Here is a 22,023-nt window from a genome sequence, read left to right on the forward strand (position 1 = left end):
GCTGACCAGCATGACTAATCCCTCGCGAATCGCCGTCGATGCGATGGGCGGAGACGAGGGAATCGCCGTCATGCTGGCGGGCGTCGCCCGTGCACGCCGCCGGTTCGAGGGGATGGAATTCATCCTCGTCGGCGATGAAGCGCAGATCCGCGCGGGCCTGAAAACCCATCCGAACCTGACCGCCGCGTCGGAAATCGTCCATGCTCCCGAAGTGGTAAGCGCGGACGAGAAGCCCGGCGCGGCTCTTCGTCGTGCCAAATCGACCTCGATGGGAATCGCCATCGATCTGGTCAAACAGGGCCGCGCCGGCGCCGCCGTCTCCTCGGGCAATACCGGAGCGCTGATGGCGATGGCCAAGCTGTCGCTGCGGACCATGCCGGGGATCGACCGGCCCGCACTCGCCGCCTTGATGCCCAGCCTCGGCGAAAACGACACGGTGATGCTCGACCTCGGCGCAAATACCGAGGTCGATGCCCGCAACCTCGTCCAGTTCGCGGTGATGGGCGCCGCCTATGCGCGCACCGCGCTCGATCTGGCGAATCCCCGGGTCGCCCTGCTCAACATCGGCACCGAGGAGATGAAGGGCAACCAGAACATCCGCGACGCCGCCGCCCAACTGCGCGCCGCCGATCACCTGCGTCTGGATTTCCAGGGCTTTATCGAGGGCAACAAGCTGTCGCGCGGCGATGTCGACGTGATCGTGTGCGACGGTTTCTCGGGCAACATCGCATTGAAGACCGTCGAGGGCACCGCGCGTTTCGTCGCCGATCTGCTCAAACGGGCCTTTTCCAGCTCGACGCGCTCGAAGATCGGCTTCCTGATCTCGCGCCCGGCGACCGAGCTGCTGCGCCACCATCTCGATCCCAACAATCACAACGGCGCGGTGTTTCTCGGGCTCAACGGCATTGTCGTGAAGAGCCATGGCAGCGCCAACGAAATCGGCGTCGACACCGCGATCGGCTTCGCCGCCAAGATGCTGCGCGACGACCTCGGCCGCCGCATCGCCGAGGATCTCGGCAATTTCGAAGCGAAGGCGGCCTAGGACATGACGCTTCGCTCGGTAATCATCGGCACCGGTTCGCAACTGCCGGCACGCCGCGTTTCGAATCAGGAACTGGCCGAGCAGGTCGATACCACCGACGAGTGGATCGTCGAGCGCACCGGCATCCGCTTCCGCCACATCGCCGCGCCAGACGAGACCACCGCGACGCTGGCCACCGGCGCGTGCAAGGCGGCGCTCGCCGCGGCCGGGGTGGATGCGCAAAGCATCGACCTGATCATCCTCGCCACCGCCACGCCCGACCAGACCTTTCCGGCCAGCGCCACCAGGGTGCAGGCGGCGTTGGGTATCGACGATTGCGTCGCGTTCGACGTTGCGGCGGTGTGCTCGGGCTTTCTCTACGCCGTCGAGGTCGCCGACGCGATGATCCGCGCCGGCGCCCATAAGCGCGCGCTGGTGATCGGCGCCGAGACCTTCAGCCGCATCCTCGACTGGGAAGACCGTACCACCTGCGTGCTGTTCGGCGACGGCGCCGGCGCGATCGTGCTCGACGCGCAGGAGAGCGAGGCCGAATCGGGCCGCGGCGTCCTCGCCACGCGGCTGCATGCCGATGGCCGCCACAACGAGCTGCTCTACGTCGATGGCGGTCCGTCGACGACCGGCACCGTCGGCAAGGTGCGGATGAAGGGCCGCGAAGTCTTCCGCCACGCCGTGGTCAATCTCGCCTCGGTCATGGAAGAATCGCTTGCCGCCGCCGGGCTCGATGCGGCGCAGGTCGATTGGGTCGTGCCGCATCAGGCCAATGCCCGCATCCTCGACGCCACCGCCCGCAAGCTCGGGCTCGCGCCTGAGAAGGTGATCGTAACCGTCGATCAGCACGCCAATACCTCGGCGGCATCAGTGCCGCTGGCGCTCGACACCGCGGTGCGCGACGGACGAATCCGGCAGGGCGACCTGATCGTGCTCGAGGCGATGGGCGGCGGGTTTACCTGGGGCGCAGCGGTCGTTCGCTTCTAACCCCCTTCACAAAAGTGCAATTATTGTTTCTGTTCCGTAATGTTCCCGTTTGCCGGGTGTGTAACATCTGCTAGGTAGACACCAATTTAGATCAATTTTTTGGGGGATGCGCCACGATGTCGGCTGCGGGTACGCTGACCAGGGCCGATCTGGCGGAATCGCTGCATCGCGAAGTGGGCCTCTCGCGTGCCGATGCCGCGCGCCTGGTCGAGCAGATTCTCGGCCATATGTGCGAAGGTCTGTCGAAAGGCGAGAACGTCAAGATTTCCGGGTTCGGCAGCTTCATCCTGCGCGACAAGGGCGAACGGGTCGGCCGCAACCCCAAAACCGGCGTCGAGGTGCCGATCGCGCCGCGGCGAGTCCTCACCTTCCGTGCCAGCCAGATGATGCGCGACCGCATCGTCTCGGCCGGCTGAGAAGCGCGATGCCAGCGTCCGAGAAGGCCGCTGGCGCTTTACGCACCATTGGCGAGCTGGCCCAGGAAATCGGGCGGCCACAGCATATCCTGAGATATTGGGAAACGCGCTTCCCGCAGCTGCGCCCGCTGACCCGCGCCGGCAATCGCCGCTATTACCGTCCCGACGATGTGGCGTTGGTCCGCCGCATCCACGATCTGCTCTCGAACCAGGGCTATACGATCCGCGGCGTCCAGAAACTGCTCGCCGAGGAAAAGGGCGGGCGGGCGAACGCCAGATCCGGTGGCGGTGGCAGCGCGGCGGAATTCCGCGCGATCCGCGACGCGCTGGTCGAAGCGCTGGAGGAAGACGCGGGCTAGGCTAGGCTAGGCTAGGTCCGGGCCGAGGCTCGGATCGAGATCGCGCGGACGGACAAAGCGGACGAGTTCCCCCTTGTGCGGCGATACGGCTTCCCAGCTGTTCACGTCGAGGCGCACTTCGGCAAGGCTCGCTGTCGGGAACTTGATCTCCACATCGTCGCGCGCCGGATTGCGGTCGTCGGGGACTAGCAGCAGCACCAGTTCTTCTAGGCCGGGATTGTGGCCGGTAACCAGCACCCGGTCCGCGCCCTCGGGAAACTCGCGCACCAGATCGAGCAGAGTCGCCGCCGAAGCCAGATAAAGGCGCTGATCCCAGGCCGGCGCGAGATCGCTGCCATAGCCGGTGGCGACATGCGCCAATGTTTCCTTGACGCGCACCGCGGGCGAGGCGACTACCAGCTCGAACTCCAGCCCCAGCGAGCGCATGTGGCGCCCCATCATCGCGGCGGCACGCTGACCCTTGGGATTGAGCGGCCGATCGAAATCGCGCGAGACGGGATCGTCCCAACCCGATTTCGCGTGGCGGAGCAATGTAAGCGTCTTCATGCGTCCCCAGGAACAACCGGTGCCGGGGCCTCATGCCGCAAGCGCGCCTCCAAGGAAAGCCGGACGCGGCGAACTGCCTCGTCGAGCGTGACGCGCGCCACCGGCGTGCCGGGCGGAAACGCGTCGAGCAGGCGCGAGGGGCTGGCGGCGGAGAGCAGCACGAAGGTTCCGCGATCGTCCGCCCGGCGAATCAGGCGGCCGAATGCCTGGGCCAGCCGCGCGCGGACGATGCGGTCGTCGAACGCGGTGCCCCCCTGCTCCTTGGCGCCCGCCAGCCGCCGCGCCGAATGGAGCACGGTCGGCTTGGGCCAGGGCACGCCCTCCATCACCACCAGCCGCAGCGAATGGCCGGGCACATCCACGCCATCCCGCAGCGCGTCGGTGCCGATCAGCGAGGTGCGCGGATCGTCGCGGAAGATATCGACAAGCGTACCAGTGTCGATCGGATCGACATGCTGGGCGAGCAACGGCAGCCCCTCGCGGGCCAGGCGATCCGCGATGCGGGCATGGACCGCGCGCAACCGCCGGATCGCGGTGAACAGGCCGAGCGTGCCGCCCTCGGCCGCGACGATCAGGCGCGCATAGGCGTTGGCGAGGGCGGGCAGATCGCCGCGCTTCACATCGGTGACGATCAGCACTTCGGCCTGTCCGGCATAGTCGAAGGGACTTGCCGCCTCGAAACGCTGCGCTGCGCGCTGGAGGTGCGAGGCGCCCGTCCGCGCCTCGGCAACGTCCCAGTCACCGCCCGCCCGCAGCGTCGCCGAAGTCACCAGCGCGCCATGGGCGGATTCGAGCACGGTCTTGGCGAAGGGTTTGCTGGGATCGAGCCAATGCCGGTGCAGGCCGACATCATATTCGCGCCCCTCGACCCGGTCGACCGCGAGCCAGTCGACATATTCGGGATCGGCCGGCCCGCCGATTCGCGCGATCAGCGCCAGCCATGCGCCGACCGTATCGGTGCGCCAGCCGAGCGATGCGATCGCCCCTTCGATCCGCGCGCGCGCCGGGCCGTCCATCCAGTCAGGCGCTTCGGCGAGCACCGCTTCGAGCCGCCGCCCGAGCGTCACCAACGGCCGCATCAGCGCATCGAGCGCCACGGCCGCCGGCCCCGCCGCTTCGACCAGGGCGGGGTCTGGCTCGGCCAGTTCGGTCTCCAGCCCATAGCCGGCATCGCCCGAACCATTGGTGTCGCGGGCATAGACCAGCCCGCGCACAGCCCCCAGCAGCCGCTCGACCGGCCCGAACGGATCGCCTTCGCTCAGCCGCTGGAGCCAGCCGTCGCCGGGCAATTGGTGCGCCGCCTCGACCGCCTCGCCGATCGCGCGGCCGCCCTCCTCGTCATAGCTGGCGAGATCGGCGAGCCGCGCCGCCAGCCCGCGCCGCCTTCCCCGCGCCCCCGATTCGGGACCGGTCACCCATCGCCGGATCTCGATCGCCTCCTGACCGGTCAGGGCCGCCGAGAACATCGCATCGGCGGCATCGAACAGATGATGCCCCTCGTCGAACACGTAGCGCGTCGGGCGGTTCGCGGCCTCGCGGCCGCGCGCGGCATTGACCATCACCAGCGCATGATTGGCGATGACGATATCGGCCTCGGCGCTGGCCCGCGCCGCGCGCTCGATGAAGCATTTCCGGTAATGCGGGCAGCCGGCATAGATGCATTCGCCGCGGCGATCGGTCAGCGCGGTCGAACCGTTGCGGCGAAACAGCGTCGGCAGCCAACCGGGCAGATCGCCGCCGATCATGTCGCCATCCGCAGTATATGCCGCCCAGCGCGCCACCAGTTGCGCGAGGATCGCCGCGCGGCCTGCGAACCCGCCCTGCAGCGCGTCCTCGAGATTGAGCAGGCAGGCGTAATTCTCGCGGCCCTTGCGCGTGACGATGCGCTGCTTGCGAGTCGTTTCGTCGGGGAACAGCCGCACGCTTTCATGCGCAAGCTGGCGCTGGAGCGCCTTGGTGAAGGTCGAGATCCACACCGCGCCTTCGGCCTGACGCGCCCACAGCGAAGCGGGGGCAAGATAGCCGAGCGTCTTGCCGATGCCGGTACCCGCTTCGGCGAGGACGAGATTGGGCGAATCGCGCATGTCGCGGGGTGCAAAGGCGCCCGCCGCCGCCGCCGCATAGTCGCGCTGACCCTGACGGCGCTCGGCGCCCTGGCCAGTCAGTGCCGCGAGCCGCTCGGCGACGTCAGCATCGTTCAGCGTCACCGTGCGCGGCGATGGCCGGGGCGCCCTCTCCTCCCATTCGGGCAATTTCGAGAACAGCCAACGCTCATGCTCGACCGGCTTGGCGACGACCTGGCTGACCACCGGCGCCCAGGGCCAGCGCAGCCGGAACAGCGACTGAACCGAATTCCAGGCCCCCTCGCGCTCAGGCCAGTCGCCCGCCGGAATCGCCAGCAGCGCTTCCGCCGCGCGGCGCAGGAACGCGGCGATCTCGCTGTCCTCGCCGGGCGCCTCCAGCCCGGCCACGCGCGCCAGCCCCTTGGGCGTCGGCACCATGAACCGCGCCGGGCGCAGGAAGGCGAACAGTTCGAGTAGATCGAGGCCGTTCAGCTCGGGATGGCCGAGCCTCTGCCCGATCAGCGGCGCATTGAGCAGGATCACCGGCGTATCGGCGGCGATGCGGATCGCCTCGCCGCGGCTGACCGCACGCGTCTCCTCAGCAGTGGCGATCCAGACGCCGCCATGGCTGGCGTGGAGCGCGGGATGGGGGAGCGTCGGGATCACGGCACCGGAATAGCCGCTGGGGAACGAAAGAGAAACAATTGAAAGGGCCGCGCTCCGAGGGGAACGCGGCCCCTTGGCATCAGCAGCCGCAATCGCTGCACGTGCAGCGCACGCAGCTGCAGCGGTTCGCAGTAAGCGCTATTACGGCTTCGTGATGATCGGTCATGGCAATTCTCCTTTTTCCGGGGTTGGGCAAAAGGGCTTCTAGCTTCCGTACTGCGGTACGGAGTCAAGCACCTTTACCGATCTGGGCAAGGATCGCCATTTTCGCCTCGGCGACCTGCTGGACGCCCATGATCCGCACTTTCGCTTTCCCGCCGGAAGCCTCGGGCAAGCGGACAGGAATGTCGATTACGCCGGAGCCGTCCGAATATTCGGTGACGTCGACGCCGAGGATCGAATCGGCGGCAAACTCCACAACTCGCGGACTCTTGCCGGTTCGTAGCTCAATCAGCCGCTGGTCGGTCAGCGCATAGACGGTGGTCAATGCCGCGCGGCGCATCTGGAACGGCTTGATCGTCAGCATCGCGCCAACGGCGAGAAACGGCAGACCGAACAGTGTCGCCGCGGCGCTCAGCCAGTTGAGCGGCGCCCAGCCGACAAGCACCGGCAGCGCCGTGATCGCCAGCCACAGCAAGGCGAAACCCAGCATCGGCAACCCCACCAGCCACGCCGCGAAGCCCGCAACGCGCATCCCCGGACTCGGCTCTGCCGCCCATGCAAGCACCTCGCCCGGCTTCATTTCGTTGAACAGCGCCATGCGATTGTCTGGCGAAAGCCCCGTGACGATATGCTCGTTCATACCGCCCCCGGTTGCAAAAAGGCCATGCATCGCGCAGTCGCTCTCGCATGGTAGCACAACTCACCGACGACATGCTGCGCGCCGCCGCGCTCGAATCCAAGGCTTGGCCCTACGAAGAAGCGCGCAAGCTGGTGAAACGCTATCCGGACGGCAAGTCCGGCGGTGCGCCGATGCTGTTCGAGACAGGCTATGGCCCCTCGGGCCTGCCGCATATCGGCACCTTCCAGGAAGTGCTGCGCACGACGATGGTGCGCAAGGCCTATGAGGAAATGACCGGTGCACCGACCAAGCTGATCGCGTTCAGCGACGATATGGACGGGCTGCGCAAGGTGCCCGATAATGTCCCGAACAAGCCGTTGCTCGAGGCCAATCTCGGCAAGCCTCTGTCGCGCATCCCCGATCCGTTCGAAAAGTTCGACAGCTTCGCCGCGCACAACAATGCGATGCTCCGCGAATTCCTCGATCGCTTCGGCTTCGAATATGAATTCGCTTCTTCGACCGAATATTATGCCAGCGGCCGCTTCGACGAGAAATTGCGCGAAGTGCTGCGCAATTACGATGCGATCATGGCCGTGATGCTGCCGACGTTGCGCGCCGAGCGCCAGGCGACCTATTCGCCGGTGCTGCCGGTCAGCCCGACCAGCGGCGTGGTGCTTCAGGTGCCGGTCGAGGTCGTCGATGCCGAGGCCGGGATCATCCGCTTCGAGGACGAAGGGCAGACCGTCGAGCAGTCGATCTTCGGCGGGCAGGCCAAGCTGCAATGGAAGCCAGATTGGGGGATGCGCTGGGCCGCGCTCGGCGTCGATTACGAGATGTACGGCAAGGATCTGATCGATTCGGGCGTGCTCGGCGGCAAGATCGCCCAGATCCTTGGCGGGCGGAAGCCGGAAGGGCTGATCTACGAGCTGTTCCTCGACGCCAAGGGCGAGAAGATCTCCAAGTCCAAGGGCAATGGCCTGTCGATCGAGCAATGGCTGACCTATGGGCCCGACGAGAGCCTCGCCTTCTACATCTATCGCGAGCCGAAAAAGGCCAAGGCGCTGCACCTTGGGCTGATCCCGCGCGCGATCGACGATTATTGGCAGTTCCGCGGCAATTATCCGGCGCAGGAAGCGGCGCAGCGGCTCGGCAATCCGGTCCATCACATCCACAACGGCATGCCGCCGGCAGAGACGCTGCCAGTCACGTTCGGGCTGTTGCTCAATCTCGTGGGAGTGATGGGCGAAGCGAGCAAGGAACAGGTCTGGGGCTATCTCGCCAATTATGTGCCCGATGCGACGCCCGAGGCCTATCCGGCGCTCGATTCGCTGATCGACTATGCGCTCGCTTATGTGCGCGACGTCGCCGACAAGCCGGTGCGGCGCGCCCCCACGGGCGTGGAGGTCGATGCGTTGCGCGATCTCGACACGCAGTTGGCGGGGCTGGGCGGCGATGCCACGGCCGAGGATATCCAGAACATCGTCTACGAGATCGGCAAGGCGCGTTTCGGCAAGGAGGCGCTGCGCGACTGGTTCGGAACGCTCTACGAGACGCTGCTCGGCACCAAGCAGGGCCCGCGCATGGGCAGCTTCATCGCGCTGTACGGTGTCGAGAACAGCCGCAGGTTGATTGCCGAGGCGCTGGCCAGGGCATGAGGCGCTTCGCCGACTTCATCGAAAGTGAAGCGGCGGGCGGAATCGTGCTGATGGCGGCATCGGCGCTGGCGCTGATCGTCGCCAATTCGCCGCTGGCCGATGGTTATTTCCATGCGCTCCACGTCCAGGCCGGGCCGCTTTCGGTGCATGGCTGGATCAATGACGCGCTGATGGCGCTGTTCTTCCTGCTCGTCGGGCTCGAGATCAAGGCGGAGTTCGCGGGCGGCCGGCTGGCGAGTTGGGAGCAGCGCCGCCTGCCGATCGTCGCAGCCGCAGCGGGCATGGCGGCGCCGGCACTGATCTATCTCGCAATTGCCGGGGGAGCGCCGGGGCTGGCACGCGGCTGGGCGATTCCGGCCGCGACCGATATCGCCTTCGCGATGGGCGTGCTGGCCTTGCTCGGCCGCCACGCCCCATCGTCGCTCAAGCTGCTGCTGACCACCATCGCCATTGTCGACGATATGGGCGCGGTGGCGATCATCGCCATCGCCTACACCAACAAGCTCAACCTGATGACGCTGGGCGGGGCGGGGATCGTGCTCGCCTGGATGTATGTGCTGGCGCGGGCGCAAGTCGCGCGCCTCTGGCCCTATCTGCTGCTCGCCGCATTGCTGTGGCTGCTGGTGTTCGCCTCGGGTGTGCATGCAACCATCGCCGGTGTCGCCGCCGCGCTGATGATTCCCAAGCAAGCCGCGCACCGGCTCGAGCATGCGCTCAACCCCTGGGTCGCCTTCGCGATCGTGCCGCTGTTCGGTTTCGCCAATGCCGGCGTGTCGTTCGCCGGGCTCTCACCGCAGGTCCTGCTGGCACCCTTGCCGCTGGCAATCCTCGCGGGGCTTTTCCTCGGCAAGCAGATCGGGGTGTTCGGCAGCATCTGGCTCGCCGTCCGCACCCGTCTTGCGCCGCAACCCGCAAACTGGCTGCAGCTTTACGGGATGAGCCTGCTCGCCGGGATCGGCTTCACGATGAGCCTGTTCATCGGCGGACTGGCGTTCGCCGATCCGGCGCTGGCCGATCAGGTCAAGATCGGGGTGCTGGCGGGGTCGCTGCTGTCGGCGCTGGCGGGCTATGCGCTGCTGCGGCTGGCGTCAGATTCCAAGCCACTCCAGCGGCGCGGGTAGGCGATCGGCGGAGAAATCGATCTGTAGCACCCGCCGGCGGCGCGGCATGCCTGCCGCTGCCGAAGCATGCAGGATCGGCATCGCGTAAAGCCAGGCATCGCCGCGTTCGGCAAGGCAGGCATGCGCGCCACATTGCGCGACGACCGAGTCGATCTCGGGCTCGGCGATGCGCCCCAGCCGGTGCGAGCCCGGCGCGATCAACAGCGGCGCATTGTCCGCATCCACGGGATCGAGGTGCACGCGAATCGTCAGCATCCGCTCGATGATCGCGAGGGGCGGCTCGACATGCGGCATCCCGGTCTTCACCGACCACGGCCCGAACCCGGCGACATCGGCGCGCTTGCGCACCGCGATCGTGCGGTCCTGATGCCAGCCCAGCGCCCAATTGGCGGCATCGCTCTTGTCGAACAGGATCGCCCGGACCGGGATGCGGCCTGGCACCAGGCCACCCAGCGCATCGGGCGCGAGGAGCGCGATCAACCCCGCGGCGCCATGCAGGCGAACGCCAGCGCGATCCTGTGGCAGGGCCGCGAGCACATGCTCCAACTGGACAAGAAAAGGGGCGGCTGCACCAGGAAGATGCGCCGCCCCATGTTCCTCGAGATTCAAGCGAACCTCAGAGCTTTTCGGTGAGCTCCGGGACGATTTTGAAGAGGTCGCCGACGAGGCCGATGTCGGCGACCTGGAAGATCGGGGCGTCCTCGTCCTTGTTGATGGCGATGATCGTCTTGCTGTCCTTCATGCCGGCGAGATGCTGGATCGCGCCGGAAATGCCGATCGCGATATAGACTTCGGGAGCGACGATCTTGCCGGTCTGGCCGACCTGATAGTCGTTCGGGACGTAGCCGGCATCGACCGCGGCGCGCGATGCGCCGACCGCGGCGCCGAGCTTGTCGGCGAGCGGCTCGATGATCGAATGGAAGTTCTCCGAGTTCTGGAGCGCGCGGCCGCCCGAGACGATCACCTTGGCGGCGGTCAGTTCCGGACGCGTCGATTCGGCGATCTCCGCCGAGACGAACTTTGAAATGCCGGTGTCGGCCGCACCTGAAACCGCTTCGACCGTGCCGCTGCCGCCGCTGGTGGCGGCCTTGGCAAAGGCGGTGCCGCGCACGGTGATCACCTTCTTCTGGTCGGAGCTCTGGACGGTGGCGATGGCGTTGCCGGCATAGATCGGCCGCGTGAAGGTGTCGGCGCTCTCGACCGAGAGGATGTCCGAGATCTGCATCACGTCGAGCAAGGCGGCGACGCGCGGGGCGATATTCTTGCCGTTGCTGGTCGCGGGGAACAGCACCGCGTCATGATCGGCCATCAGGCTGACGATCAGCGGCGCGGCGTTCTCGGCGAGTGCATGGCCCAGCGAGGTGTCATCGGCGAGATGGACCTTGCCGACGCCGGCGATCTTCGCGGCTTCGTCGGCAACGGCCTTGCAGCCGCTACCCGCGACGATGAGATGGACTTCACCCAGCTGCGAAGCGGCGGTGACGACGGCGAGGGTGGCGTCCTTGACGGAGGCGTTGTCGTGCTCGACCCAGACCAAAGTCTTCATTTCGCGACTCCCCCCCGTACAACTCCCAGAGCCTTGAGTTTCTCGACCAGCTCATCGACCGAGCCGACCTTGATGCCTGCCGAGCGCTTGGCCGGCTCGACGGTCTTGAGCGTCTTGAGACGCGGCGCGACATCGACACCGTAATCGGCGACGGTCTTCTTCGCGACCGGCTTGGACTTGGCTTTCATGATGTTCGGCAGCGTCGCATAGCGCGGCTCGTTGAGGCGGAGATCGGTGGTGACGATCGCCGGTGCCTTGAGATCCACCGTTTCGAGACCGCCATCGACTTCGCGGGTGACGACGACACGGTCGCCGCTCACCTCGACCTTCGAAGCGAAGGTGCCCTGCGGCCAACCGAGCAGCGCCGCAAGCATCTGGCCGGTCTGATTCGAATCGTCGTCGATCGCCTGCTTGCCGAGGATCACCAGGCCCGGCTGCTCCTCGTCGCACACCGCCTTCAAGAGCTTGGCGACGCCCAGCGGCTCGACCTCGTCATCGGTAGCGATCAGGGTCGCGCGGTCGGCGCCCATCGCGCGGGCGGTCAAGAGCACATCGGTCTCGGCCTTGGCCACGCCGATCGTCACGACCACCACTTCGCTGGCCGCGCCCTTTTCCTTCAGACGGATCGCCTCTTCCACCGCGATCTCGTCGAACGGGTTCATGCTCATCTTGACGTTCGCCAGATCCACGCCCGTCCCATCCGCCTTCACACGCGGCTTCACATTGTAATCAAGCACCCGCTTGACCGGTACCAAGACCCTCATGCCACTCTCCTATGCTTCGAACCGCTCCTGGGGAGGGAGGTTCGAGGCCGATTCCACGCAATCGCCTTATCAGGCGGCCTGCTTGACCTCGGCCACAATCTTCTTCGCCGCGTCGCCGAGATCGTTTGCCGCCACGATCGGCAGGCCCGAATTGGCGAGAATATCCTTACCCTGCTGGACGTTGGTGCCTTCTAGGCGAACGACCAGCGGTACCGACAGGTTCACTTCCTTCGCCGCGGCGACGATGCCCTCGGCGATGATATCGCAGCGCATGATCCCGCCGAAGATGTTGACGAGGATGCCCTTCACGTTCGGATCCTGGAGGATGATCTTGAACGCCGCAGTCACCTTCTCCTTGTTGGCGCCGCCGCCGACGTCGAGGAAGTTGGCCGGGAACATGCCGTTCAGTTTGATGATATCCATCGTCGCCATCGCCAGGCCGGCGCCATTGACCATGCAGCCGATATCGCCGTCGAGCTTGATGTACGCCAGGTCGTACTTCGAGGCTTCCAGCTCGGCCGGATCCTCCTCGGTCTCGTCGCGCAGCTCCATCAGATCCTTGTGGCGGAACATGGCGTTGCCGTCGAAGCCGACCTTGGCGTCGAGGACGAGCAGGTTGCCCTGCTCGGTCAGCGCCAGCGGGTTGATCTCGATCTGCTCGGCGTCGGTCGCGAGGAACGCGGCGTAGAGCGACGAGGCGACCTTCGACGCCTGCTTGGCGAGATCGCCTTTGAGACCCAGCGCGGCGGCGATCGAGCGGCCGTGATGCGGCATGAAGCCGGTCGCGGGATCGACCGAGAAGCTGTGGATCTTCTCCGGGGTCGAATGCGCGACTTCTTCGATGTCCATGCCGCCTTCGGTCGAGACGACGAAGGCGATCTCGCTGCTGCCGCGATCGACGAGCAAGGCGAGGTAGAATTCCTTGGCGATGTCGGCGCCGTCGGTCACGTAGAGGCGGTTGACCTGCTTGCCGGCTTCGCCGGTCTGGATCGTCACCAGCGTGTTGCCGAGCATGTCGGTCGCGTGTGCGCGGACTTCGTCGAGCGAGAAAGCGAGGCGAACGCCGCCCTTCGCATCGGGACCGAGCTCCTTGAACTTGCCCTTGCCGCGACCACCGGCATGAATTTGCGACTTCACGACATAAAGCGGCCCAGGAAGCTGCTTCGCGGCCTCGACCGCTTCCTCGACTGTGAAGGCGGCATGACCCGCGGCGATCGGCGCGCCGTACTTGGCGAGCAATTCCTTGGCCTGATATTCGTGGATGTTCATGGGGTTTGCGAGTCCTCGCGCTTTCGAAGATCGGGAATGTCGCTCGCCTAAAGCACAGCGAACAGCGCGAATCCACCCCTTGGCTCTCGCAGGTGCAGCAAGCTGCGCTATATAGTGAGCATGAGCGTACTCGCAGGCATCCTGCTCTTTCTGGCGACGATCCTCGCGATGGAGGGATTCGCCTATGTCATGCACCGTTGGGTGATGCACGGGCCAGGCTGGTTCCTCCACGCCAGCCACCACCGGCCGCGAGCGGGAAACTGGGAGCTCAACGATCTCTACGCGGTGATTTTCGCGGTGCCGTCGATCGTCCTGCTCTATGGCGGGGTCCAGCTCGGCTGGTGGCCGGGCCTCATCTGGATCGGCGCTGGAATAGCGGGCTATGGCGCGATCTATTTCGGCTTCCATGACGTCATCGTCCATCAGCGCCTGCCGCACCGCTATGTCGCGCGATCGGCCTATATGAAGCGCATCGTCCAGGCGCACCGGCTGCACCACGCGGTGGAGAGCAAGCACGGCACGGTCAGCTTCGGCTTTCTCTGGGCACCGCCTGCCGAGGTTCTGAAGCAACAACTCAAGGTGCGCGGCGGCTTAACCAGAGTTAGCATCAAGCCGGATTGACGTAGGCTGGGTGCGGGCACACATGCTTGTGCCATGGAGCATCTGAACCTGTCCGAATCCGAGTGGCGCCAGCGGCTCACCCCCGAACAATATCATGTGCTGCGCGAAGCCGGCACCGAGCGCGCCTTTGCCGGGCGCTTCACCGATAACAAGGCGGACGGCGTCTATCTGTGCGCCGGGTGCAAGCTGGAACTGTTCGACAGTGCCGACAAGTTCGATTCGGGATCGGGCTGGCCGAGCTTCACCAACCCGGTCGATCCGGCAAACGTGGTCGAGCATGCCGATACCAGCCACGGGATGCGCCGCGTCGAGGTGCGCTGCGCCAAATGCGACGGGCATCAAGGGCATGTCTTCCCCGATGGCCCGCCGCCGACCGGTCTGCGCTACTGCATCAATTCGGTGAGCATGGATTTCCGTTCACGCGATTGAAACGGGCGGCGGGCTACCTCTGAGCTCTCCGCTCGCGCTTGTGGGCCGTAACATTAGGGCTTAATCCACCCGCCGTGGCCTCGAACCTTCCCGTCATCATCCGTAACACGCCCTGGTGGCGCGACCCCGCCAAATGGAAGCGGATCGGCTTCTGGGGCGCGATCGGCACCGCCGGCTTCGGCCTGCTCGCCTGCATCGCGATGTTGATCGCGGTGTTTTCTACGCGCTCGTCGCTGCCCAGCTTCGACGAGCTCAAATCCTCTCCCAACGGCCAGATGATCCGCGTCCACGCCGCCGACGGCACCGTGCTGGTTTCGATGGGCCCGAGCTATGGCGAATGGATCAGCTACGATCAGATCCCGCAGGTGATGAAGGACGCGATCATCGCGGTCGAGGATCGCCGCTTCGAATCGCATTGGGGCGTCGATCTGTGGGGCCTGATGCGCGCGGTGAGCACCGGCATCGCCAATCGCGGGCAGGGCCGCCGCCTGCAGGGCGCGTCGACGCTGACCCAGCAGGTCGCGCGGACGATCTTCCTGTCGAACAAATATGATCTCGGCCGCAAGATCCGCGAAGGCGTGCTGGCGCTGGCGCTGGAGCGCAAATTCACCAAGAACGAGATCCTCGAACTCTATCTCAACAAGGTCTATTTCGGCGGCGGCGCTTATGGCATCGACGCCGCCAGCCGCAAATTCTTCGGCCATCCGGCCAATCAGCTGACGCTTGCCGAAGCCGCGGTCATCGCGGGGCTCGTCAAGGCGCCCTCGCATTATTCGCCCACCGCCGATGCCGAAGCCGCGGTCGGCCGTGCCAGCGTCGTGCTCGACGTCATGGCCGAGACCGGCAAGATCACCGCAGCGCAGGCCAAGGCAACCGATCCGCGCACCGTCAAGCTCGCACCTGAGCCCAAGCAGAACAGCGTCCGCTATTTCACCGACTGGGCGCTGCCCCAGCTCGAAGTGCTGATCGACGAGACGGACGCGCCATTGGAAGTATGGACGACGCTCGATCTCGGCATGCAACGCGCCGCCGACGACGCGATCCGCGCCAATGCCCCGGGCGGGGCGCAGGGCGCGCTGGTCAGCCTCGACCGCGACGGTGCGGTGCGGGCGATGGTCGGCGGCAAGGATTATGTCGCCTCGATCTACAATCGCGCCACCCAGGCGACGCGCCAGCCGGGATCGGCGTTCAAGCTGTTCGTCTATCTGACCGCGCTCGAAGCCGGACACCGCCCCGACGACATGGTCGTCGACGAGCCGGTGACGATCAATGGCTGGACACCGCGCAACAGCTCGCGGCGCAACTCCGGCGAGATGACGCTGCGCAACGCCTTCGCCTATTCGATCAATACCATCGCCGCCAAGCTCGGCCAGGAATCGGGTTTCGGCGCCGTCGCCAACATGGCCCGGCGGTTCGGCATCACCACGCCGGTCGATACCCATCCGGCGATGGTGCTCGGCACTTCGGACGTCCGCCTGATCGACATGACCCGAGCCTTCGCCTCGGTCGGCAACAAGGGCGTGGCGGTGACGCCCTATGGCATCACGCGCGTCACCGCGAATGGCGCGGTAATCTATCAGCACGAGGTCGACACCAGCAAGGTTCTGGTCGCGCCTTATGTGGCGGCGCAGATGACGGACTTGCTTCAGACCGCGGTCGCCACCGGCACTGCCAAGGCGGCGCAGATCGGCCGGCCAGTCGCTGGCAAGACCGGGACCACCAGCTCGAACAAGGACGGCTGGTTCATCGGCTTCTCCTCAGGGCTGACCACCGGCGTGTGGATGGGCCGCGACGACGCCAAGGTCGTGCCCGGCCTGCAGGGCGGCACCGCGCCGGCGCGCGCATTCTCGTCCTTCATGTCCAAGGCGGTCGCGCGCCGCCCGGTCGAGGGTTTCGAGACCCAGGTGACCCTGCCCGACTGGCAGATCGAGCCCGAGGACAACGCCTATTACGAGGCGCCCGATAACCGCCTGTTCGTCGATGAGGACGGCAATCCGCTCGAACAGCCCCCGGGCGCCGAGGGCGGCGCGCCGGAAGGCGGAAAGCTTGATCAGGACTGGCTCGACCGGATGACGGGCAATGACAAGGCCCCCCCGCCGCCGGCTCAGCCACAGCCCGCCCCAACCCGCGCCCCGCCGCCCCGTCAGCAAATCATTCCCGCCCCGTCAGGGGCACGCGAGGAACCGCCACGCGGTGCTGCGACGGGTGGTGGCGGCGGTCAGGACCGTCCGACCCAGTGAAGCGCCGCGCCGTGACGGCGTAGCCAGGCGCGCTGGGGGGCCGGATCGGTTTCGAACAATTGCTCGACCAGCCGGTGGAAAGCCGGCGAATGGTTCATATGCACGCGGTGCGCGACTTCGTGCGCGACGGTGGCGCGGCGCACCAGGCTCGGCGCGAGGATCAGCCGCCAGCTATAGCGGATCGCCCCCGAAAACGCGCAGCTTCCCCAGCGCCCGCGCGGATCGCCGACCCCGACCTTGGTGACGGTGACGCCGGCGCGATCGGCATATTCGGCGGTTTCCTCGCTCAGGATTCGCAGCGCTTCGGCCCTGAACCACCGCTCGACGCGGCGCTCCAGCCCCTCGCGCGGACCGCCGCACAGCAACCGGTCGCCATCGAGGCGGGGAATGCGCCCGGTCGTGGCCGGCCAGACGATCTCGATCTCGTCATCCTCGAGCGGCACCCGCGCGCCGGGAGCGAACGGCCGCGATTCCGGCAGCTTGGCGCGCTGGCTGGCGATCCACCCCGCCTGTTCCTCGGCCCAGGCCAGCCCTTTTCGCAGCGAAGCGCGCGCCGGCAAGGTGAGGCGCACCGCTCCCGATCGGGGATCGACCGCCAGCCGCATCCGCCGCGAGCGTGCGTTGCGGACGACTTCGACCTCCACGGTCACAATTCGCGATCCACCAGATGATGCTCGAAATCCCCGGCATCGTCCTCGCTGATCGTCCAGCCGCGGGTCGATTCGCCGGCGGCGTGGACCGCCTCGGGATCGCCCGAGACCAGATAGTGCCAGGCAGGGAGTTGCTCGCCATTGGCGCGCAGGCGATAAGCGCAGGTGCTCGGCAGCCACTCGATGCCGTGGACGTTGCTGGCGTTGAGCCGCACGCATTCGGAGACATAGGCATGGCGATGCTTGTAATCGCTGCACCGGCCCATGCGCCGGTCGAGCAGGCGGCAGGCGACGTTGGTCGCGTGCAGCTCGCCGGTCTCCTCATCCTCGAGCTTGTGGACACAGCATTTGCCGCAGCCGTCGCACAAAGCCTCCCATTGCGCGCGGTCGAGCTTCTCCAGCGGCACATCTTCCCAGAAGCGCCCGCCGGTCACCGGACCCAATGCTTCACTTCATCCGCAATCGCGGCGGCATCCTTCTCCAGCGGCAACGACGTGATCGGCTTGCCCTCGCCGTCCATCAGATAGGCGATCTGGGTATGGCCGATCAGATAGCTGTCGCCGGCCGGCTCCTTGCGAAAAGCCACCGCATATTCCCTGGCCACGGCGCTGATCGCATCGAGGCTGCCGGTCAGCCCGGTGAAGCGCGGGTGGAACTGATCGACGAACTGCTTGAGCACCGGCGGCGTATCGCGTTCGGGATCGACCGAGATGAAGATCGGCGCGACCTTGGCCGACAGCGCCGGATCGCTCTTGTCGAGCAGCTTCATCGCCTGGCCGAGCTTGAGCATGTCGGTCGGGCAGATATCGGGACAGAAGGTGTAACCGAAATAGACGATCCGCCATTTGCCGGCGAAGTCCCTGTCGCTGACGGACTTGCCGTTCTGGTCGGTCAGCTGGAACGGCCCGCCGATCCGCGCCCCGGCCAGCGGCGGCTCCTGCGCGGGCATCGCGCCGCACGCGGACAGCGCAAGCAACGCTGCGGCTGCAACAGAGTGAAATATCCTATTCATGGCGCCGCCAGCCATGATCTGGTAGGAGCCGCCTTGCAAGTTTCGATGCCGGTAAAGGGTTGGGCAATTTTATCATGATGGGTCGCGTGTTTGGCGCCGCAATGGCGGCAAGTTTTCTGGTGGTCGCGGTTCCGGCGGCGGCGCAGCAGATGTCGGACAGCTATGATTTCCTCGATGCCGTTCGCAAGAGCGAGGGCGGCAAGGTCGATGGCTTCCTGCGCGACAAGACCAAGCGGCTGGTCAATTCCAAGGACCGCACCACCGGCGAGGGTGCTCTGCATATCGCCGCGGCGCGGAGCGATGCGCTGTATCTGCGCGTGATCCTTCAGGACGACGACGCCAATCCAAACCTGCAGGACAAGCGCGGCAACACCGCATTGATCATCGCCGCGGGCCGCGGCTGGGAGCAGGGCGTCGAGATCCTGATCCGCTACAAGGCCAATGTGAATCTACCCAATCTCAGCGGCGAAACGCCCCTGATCCGCGCCGTGCAGGTGCATAATGTCGAAGTCGCCTCGGCCTTGCTCAAGGCCGGCGCCGATCCCGACCGGACCGACAATATCTCGGGCAAGTCGGCGCGCGATTATGCCCGCGAAGGCACGCGCTGGCCGGCGATGGTCAAGCTGCTGGCCGATGCGCCCAGGGCGAAAAGCGGGGCCGCCGCCGCCGGTCCGCGCCTCTAGAAGAGCTGCTCGGCCTCCGGATCGAGCAAATTGATCACGCGCCGCGCCGCGCGCCGGGCAAAGGCAAGCGTGCATTTCTTGCGCGTGGAGGCGGCGAGCGGCACCGTTGCCGCCTCGCGCACCACTGCGGCGTCATAGCGGTCCGCGACGATGATCCCGGCGCGGGCGGGCAGGAGGCAATCCTGCTCGAACAGGCGCAGATCGAACCCCTCGGGCACCGCCCAGAAGAACCGATCGCAATGCGCGAGATAATCGTTCCACTTGCAGTCGCCGAGCAGATCGGCGCGCGACACCTTGATCTCGACGATGACAATGTTGCCGCGGGCGTCGATCGCCATCAGGTCGGCACGGCGTCCACCATCGAGCGGGACTTCGGCGATCGCCACGCAATCATGGGCGAGCAGCATCCGCGTCACGCCGCGCGCGACATCGCCCGCCACCAAGGGAGCTTCAGACGTCAAAACAGCCGGGGAGGTCATCCCCGGCTGTTAGAACATTCTAGGAACGCAAGCTAGGGCCCGCGCGCGGATTAGCGATAGAAGACGTGGTTGCCGATTGTGCCGACGCGCGCGCGCTTCCAGCCCGGACTCACATAACGCGCGTGGAAATAGAGCGCGTTCGATGCCGGCGAATCCCACAGATCCTTCTGCGCGACCTGTGCCACCGCCACGGCCTTGCGCCACTGGGCGTTGGCCGGCGGAGTCGGCAACTGGCCGCCACGAACGAACGAGAACTGGCCGCGCTGCTTGATCACCGAGCAGACCGAGCGCGGGAAACGGCCCGAAGTGGTGCGATTGAGAATCACTTCGGCGACCGCGAGCTGGCCGGCAAGCGGCTCACCCTTCGACTCATAATAGACGCCAATGGCAAGGCAATTGAGCTCGCTGTCGAATTCAGCGGGCGCGTCCTGCGCTGCCACGGCTGCCGAAAGCGTCGCGAAATCATCATCTTCATCCGCTTCGGGAAGCGGCTGCACGATTTCCGCCGAGTGCGGAATCGCGGCCACCGTCGCCTGCGGCGCGGGAACCGACTGTTGGTCCTGGAGGTTATTTACCTGACCCGGCACATCCTGAAGCAGGATCGGGTCGAGCGTGGCGGCATTTGCAATTGCGCCAGCGCAAAAAGTCACAGCCGCGATAACCGCGGCGCGTGGCAGAAACTTCATTTTAAATCGTTATTATGCGGTTGGTGTGCGGAACGGCCTGTTCAAACTAACGACCGCCGGACTTCCCCCCGACTGCGTAACCGTTCGATCTCTCACCTCGACCGGCACAACGCGCTTCAAGTGCGTGCCCCATCTCTTCGCACCTGCACAATGTCAAGCCAGACCCATCGTTTCAGCGGCGAACCGTTCTGCCGACGGGATATCCAGTTCAATGACCCATAGATCGGAATCGCGCGATCGGCGCCGCTGCCAATAGTCGGTTGCGTCATGATCGTCGGTCAGCTCTGCCGGGCCTGAGGCGATCAGCGCCGGTTCCCCCCCCGCGCCGAGGCCACGTTCGAAGAATCGCGGATTCATGCCGCGCTCAATGGTTAACAGCAGGATCCCGCCGGCAGTGGCGTCGCCTTTGGCCAGCACCATCGCCGATCCGCCCGATTGCTCGGCGGCGCGAATCAACGCGCTCACCATGACGCCGCTGGCAAGCCGCGCCATCAGCCCGGCCGGTAACCGGGAAGGCCGGCCAGCGCGATCCGGCTGCGCATGAACGTGCCCGTTCCGCGCGCCGCTTCCTCGCCCGACGCGTCGATCAGCCTCGCTTCTGCAACAAAAACGCGGCGCTGACCGCTGACCCAGCGACCCTCGGCCACAACCGGCCCCTCAATAAGAGGCTTGGTAAAGAGCAGATTGAACGCGGTGGTCAGCAGGAAGCGGTCGGTGACCAGGCTGTTCGCGGCGTAAAAGGCCGCATCGTCGAGCATCTTGAAATAGGCGGTGCCATGCGCCGCTCCCGCCGCATGGAAATAGCGGCTATCCACCTGGAAGCGGATACGCGCGACGCCACCTTCGGGGATTTCGAGCACCGAATCGAACAGGCGATTGATCGGCGCGGCCGCATAGAGCGATTCGAGCGCGCGAAAATGCGCCTGCGCGCCGGTCGGAGCGGGATCAGGCAGCGTCGCGCGCCTCTACGCCGGTGAGCAGCGCATAGAGCGCGTCGATCGAGCCCGCACCGCGCAGCTTGGCGGCAAAGGCGCGGTCGCGCAGCCGCCGTGATACGCACGCCAACGCCTTCAGATGCTCGGCTCCGGCATCTGTTGGCGAAAGCAGCATGAACACCAGATCCACCGGCATATCGTCGACTGCGGCGAAATCGACCGGTTTGGGCAGCCGCGCGAAAAGCCCACAGACGCGCTTCAGCCCGTCGAGCTTGCCGTGCGGAATGGCGATACCGCCGCCAAACCCGGTCGAGCCCAGCTTCTCGCGCTCGGCCAGCCGTGCGCTGACCTCGGCGGCGTCGAGACCGTGGGCACGCGCCGCTGCCGCGCCCAATTGCTGGAACAGCGCCTTTTTCGTGGCGGCGCCCATGCCGGCGGCCACCGCCTCCGGCACGAGCAGATCGCTAAGTTCAATCATCTAGTGCTCGATACGAATCGTCAGGACGCGCGATTGGGCTCGACCCAGCCGATCGTGCCATCGCCGCGGCGATAAACCATATTGTGCGCGCCGGTTCCGGTGTTCTTGAACAGCAACGCATTGGTGTTGCGCAGATCGAGCATCATCACCGCGTCCGACACCGACGCCTCCGGCACATCGACGCGCGTTTCGGCGATGATCAGCGGCGCTTCCGAAACCTCCTCAGCCTCCGCTTCTTCGCGGAACAGCGTGTAGCCCGCATTGTCATAGGCGCCGGTTTCGGCAAACGCGGCGACCGCGCCGGCCTGGCGATCCTTGAGGCGGCGCGTGTAGCGGCGCAGCTGCTTGTCGATCCGGTCGGCCGCGCCATCGAACGCGCCCTCGGCCTTCTGGCCGGTGTTCGAAGCCTTGAGCACCAGCCCCTGCATCACATGCATCACGATATCGCTGGTGAAGCCGTGATCGTGCGGCCCCTTGCCGAAGGTCGCGTGCGCCGAGATCGCGCGCGAGAAATATTTATCGGCGATAGCCTGCAGCCGATCAGTGACCTGCGTCTGCAATGCGCCGCCCGTTTCGACCTGGTGACCAGAAACCCGGATATCCATTC

Annotated in this window: 26 protein-coding genes; 10 read left to right on the plus strand and 16 right to left on the minus strand. The window is 66.0% G+C overall.

Features of this window, described 5'->3' with window-relative positions; translation table 11 throughout:
• Positions 1-10: 10 nt before the first annotated feature.
• From plsX to KF730_RS12330, 4 genes are all read left to right on the plus strand, one after another.
• Positions 11-1,042, plus strand: coding sequence for a phosphate acyltransferase PlsX (gene plsX / locus KF730_RS12315; RefSeq protein ID WP_294097609.1), 1,032 nt, complete (start codon positions 11-13; stop codon positions 1,040-1,042).
• Positions 1,043-1,045: 3 nt separating this feature from the next.
• Positions 1,046-2,017 (plus strand): beta-ketoacyl-ACP synthase III, encoded by a 972-nt coding sequence (locus tag KF730_RS12320; RefSeq protein WP_294097611.1) that lies wholly within the window; start codon positions 1,046-1,048, stop codon positions 2,015-2,017.
• 116 nt (positions 2,018-2,133) lie between these two features.
• Positions 2,134-2,433, plus strand: a complete 300-nt coding sequence (locus KF730_RS12325) for an integration host factor subunit alpha (protein WP_294097613.1) — start codon at positions 2,134-2,136, stop codon at positions 2,431-2,433.
• An 8-nt stretch (positions 2,434-2,441) separates the two neighbouring features.
• Positions 2,442-2,792 carry a MerR family transcriptional regulator gene (locus tag KF730_RS12330; protein ID WP_294097615.1) on the plus strand — a complete coding sequence of 117 codons (351 nt, stop codon included), beginning with the start codon at positions 2,442-2,444 and terminating at the stop codon, positions 2,790-2,792.
• A gap of 6 nt (positions 2,793-2,798) precedes the next feature.
• Here the strand turns inward: KF730_RS12330 and KF730_RS12335 are convergent, their stop codons facing one another.
• From KF730_RS12335 to KF730_RS12345, 3 genes are all read right to left on the minus strand, one after another.
• A complete protein-coding gene (locus KF730_RS12335) occupies positions 2,799-3,338 on the minus strand; it encodes a histidine phosphatase family protein (protein WP_294097617.1) in 540 nt (179 codons plus the stop codon).
• Positions 3,335-6,067: an ATP-dependent DNA helicase gene (locus KF730_RS12340; protein WP_294097619.1), complete on the minus strand. Its 2,733-nt coding sequence runs from the start codon at positions 6,065-6,067 to the stop codon at positions 3,335-3,337. The genes KF730_RS12335 and KF730_RS12340 overlap by 4 nt, the downstream gene beginning before the upstream one ends.
• Before the next feature lie 229 nt (positions 6,068-6,296).
• Positions 6,297-6,869: a hypothetical protein gene (locus KF730_RS12345; RefSeq protein ID WP_294097620.1), complete on the minus strand. Its 573-nt coding sequence runs from the start codon at positions 6,867-6,869 to the stop codon at positions 6,297-6,299.
• A 47-nt stretch (positions 6,870-6,916) separates the two neighbouring features.
• Between KF730_RS12345 and KF730_RS12350 the strand changes: the two genes are divergently transcribed.
• Positions 6,917-8,503, plus strand: a complete 1,587-nt coding sequence (locus KF730_RS12350; protein WP_294097621.1) for a lysine--tRNA ligase — start codon at positions 6,917-6,919, stop codon at positions 8,501-8,503.
• Positions 8,500-9,624 (plus strand): Na+/H+ antiporter NhaA, encoded by a 1,125-nt coding sequence (gene nhaA / locus KF730_RS12355; protein ID WP_294097622.1) that lies wholly within the window; start codon positions 8,500-8,502, stop codon positions 9,622-9,624. The genes KF730_RS12350 and nhaA overlap by 4 nt, the downstream gene beginning before the upstream one ends.
• Here nhaA and KF730_RS12360 read toward each other — a convergent pair.
• The 4 genes from KF730_RS12360 to sucC form a co-directional block, all read right to left on the minus strand.
• A complete protein-coding gene (locus KF730_RS12360) occupies positions 9,592-10,104 on the minus strand; it encodes a phytanoyl-CoA dioxygenase family protein (protein WP_365973574.1) in 513 nt (170 codons plus the stop codon). The genes nhaA and KF730_RS12360 overlap by 33 nt on opposite strands.
• A 136-nt stretch (positions 10,105-10,240) precedes the next feature.
• Positions 10,241-11,170 carry an electron transfer flavoprotein subunit alpha/FixB family protein gene (locus KF730_RS12365; protein WP_294097626.1) on the minus strand — a complete coding sequence of 310 codons (930 nt, stop codon included), beginning with the start codon at positions 11,168-11,170 and terminating at the stop codon, positions 10,241-10,243.
• Positions 11,167-11,934, minus strand: a complete 768-nt coding sequence (locus tag KF730_RS12370) for an electron transfer flavoprotein subunit beta/FixA family protein (RefSeq protein WP_294092141.1) — start codon at positions 11,932-11,934, stop codon at positions 11,167-11,169. The genes KF730_RS12365 and KF730_RS12370 overlap by 4 nt, the downstream gene beginning before the upstream one ends.
• Before the next feature lie 69 nt (positions 11,935-12,003).
• A complete protein-coding gene (sucC, locus tag KF730_RS12375; protein ID WP_294097628.1) occupies positions 12,004-13,203 on the minus strand; it encodes an ADP-forming succinate--CoA ligase subunit beta in 1,200 nt (399 codons plus the stop codon).
• 120 nt (positions 13,204-13,323) lie between these two features.
• Here sucC and KF730_RS12380 point away from each other — a divergent pair, with 120 nt between their 5' ends.
• From KF730_RS12380 to KF730_RS12390, 3 genes are all read left to right on the plus strand, one after another.
• Positions 13,324-13,824, plus strand: a complete 501-nt coding sequence (locus KF730_RS12380) for a sterol desaturase family protein (RefSeq protein ID WP_294097629.1) — start codon at positions 13,324-13,326, stop codon at positions 13,822-13,824.
• Between the two features lie 33 nt (positions 13,825-13,857).
• Complete coding sequence (msrB, locus tag KF730_RS12385) at positions 13,858-14,253, plus strand: peptide-methionine (R)-S-oxide reductase MsrB (RefSeq protein WP_294097631.1); 396 nt, start codon at positions 13,858-13,860, stop codon at positions 14,251-14,253.
• 200 nt (positions 14,254-14,453) lie between these two features.
• Positions 14,454-16,493 (plus strand): PBP1A family penicillin-binding protein, encoded by a 2,040-nt coding sequence (locus tag KF730_RS12390; RefSeq protein ID WP_294099864.1) that lies wholly within the window; start codon positions 14,454-14,456, stop codon positions 16,491-16,493.
• Here KF730_RS12390 and KF730_RS12395 read toward each other — a convergent pair.
• Genes KF730_RS12395 through KF730_RS12405 form a run of 3 tightly spaced genes read right to left on the minus strand, consistent with a single transcriptional unit; the run spans position 16,472 to position 18,119 of the window.
• On the minus strand, positions 16,472-17,143 hold the full coding sequence (locus KF730_RS12395; RefSeq protein ID WP_294097634.1) for a SprT family zinc-dependent metalloprotease: 672 nt from the start codon (positions 17,141-17,143) through the stop codon (positions 16,472-16,474). The two genes, KF730_RS12390 and KF730_RS12395, sit on opposite strands and share 22 nt — an antisense overlap.
• Positions 17,140-17,586 carry a YcgN family cysteine cluster protein gene (locus KF730_RS12400; protein ID WP_294097636.1) on the minus strand — a complete coding sequence of 149 codons (447 nt, stop codon included), beginning with the start codon at positions 17,584-17,586 and terminating at the stop codon, positions 17,140-17,142. Before KF730_RS12400 ends, KF730_RS12395 begins: the two co-directional genes overlap by 4 nt.
• A complete protein-coding gene (locus KF730_RS12405) occupies positions 17,574-18,119 on the minus strand; it encodes an SCO family protein (protein ID WP_365973578.1) in 546 nt (181 codons plus the stop codon). Before KF730_RS12405 ends, KF730_RS12400 begins: the two co-directional genes overlap by 13 nt.
• 113 nt (positions 18,120-18,232) lie before the next feature.
• Here KF730_RS12405 and KF730_RS12410 point away from each other — a divergent pair, with 113 nt between their 5' ends.
• Positions 18,233-18,838, plus strand: a complete 606-nt coding sequence (locus KF730_RS12410; RefSeq protein WP_294097639.1) for an ankyrin repeat domain-containing protein — start codon at positions 18,233-18,235, stop codon at positions 18,836-18,838.
• Here KF730_RS12410 and KF730_RS12415 read toward each other — a convergent pair.
• The 6 genes from KF730_RS12415 to raiA form a co-directional block, all read right to left on the minus strand.
• On the minus strand, positions 18,835-19,317 hold the full coding sequence (locus KF730_RS12415) for an MmcB family DNA repair protein (protein WP_294097640.1): 483 nt from the start codon (positions 19,315-19,317) through the stop codon (positions 18,835-18,837). The genes KF730_RS12410 and KF730_RS12415 overlap by 4 nt on opposite strands.
• A gap of 50 nt (positions 19,318-19,367) precedes the next feature.
• Positions 19,368-20,003: a cell wall hydrolase gene (locus KF730_RS12420; protein ID WP_294097642.1), complete on the minus strand. Its 636-nt coding sequence runs from the start codon at positions 20,001-20,003 to the stop codon at positions 19,368-19,370.
• 153 nt (positions 20,004-20,156) lie between these two features.
• Positions 20,157-20,495: a DUF1491 family protein gene (locus KF730_RS12425; RefSeq protein ID WP_365973581.1), complete on the minus strand. Its 339-nt coding sequence runs from the start codon at positions 20,493-20,495 to the stop codon at positions 20,157-20,159.
• The gene (locus KF730_RS12430; RefSeq protein ID WP_294099866.1) at positions 20,495-20,956 is read right to left on the minus strand and encodes a PaaI family thioesterase; all 462 of its coding nucleotides are present in this window, start codon (positions 20,954-20,956) and stop codon (positions 20,495-20,497) included. The genes KF730_RS12425 and KF730_RS12430 overlap by 1 nt, the downstream gene beginning before the upstream one ends.
• Positions 20,949-21,416: a PTS sugar transporter subunit IIA gene (locus tag KF730_RS12435; RefSeq protein ID WP_294097644.1), complete on the minus strand. Its 468-nt coding sequence runs from the start codon at positions 21,414-21,416 to the stop codon at positions 20,949-20,951. The genes KF730_RS12430 and KF730_RS12435 overlap by 8 nt, the downstream gene beginning before the upstream one ends.
• A gap of 20 nt (positions 21,417-21,436) precedes the next feature.
• The gene (raiA, locus tag KF730_RS12440) at positions 21,437-22,021 is read right to left on the minus strand and encodes a ribosome-associated translation inhibitor RaiA (RefSeq protein WP_294097645.1); all 585 of its coding nucleotides are present in this window, start codon (positions 22,019-22,021) and stop codon (positions 21,437-21,439) included.
• Between the last annotated feature and the right edge of the window lie 2 nt (positions 22,022-22,023).

It is taken from the genome of Sphingomonas sp. (genome assembly GCF_019635515.1).
GTDB lineage: Bacteria > Pseudomonadota > Alphaproteobacteria > Sphingomonadales > Sphingomonadaceae > Sphingomonas.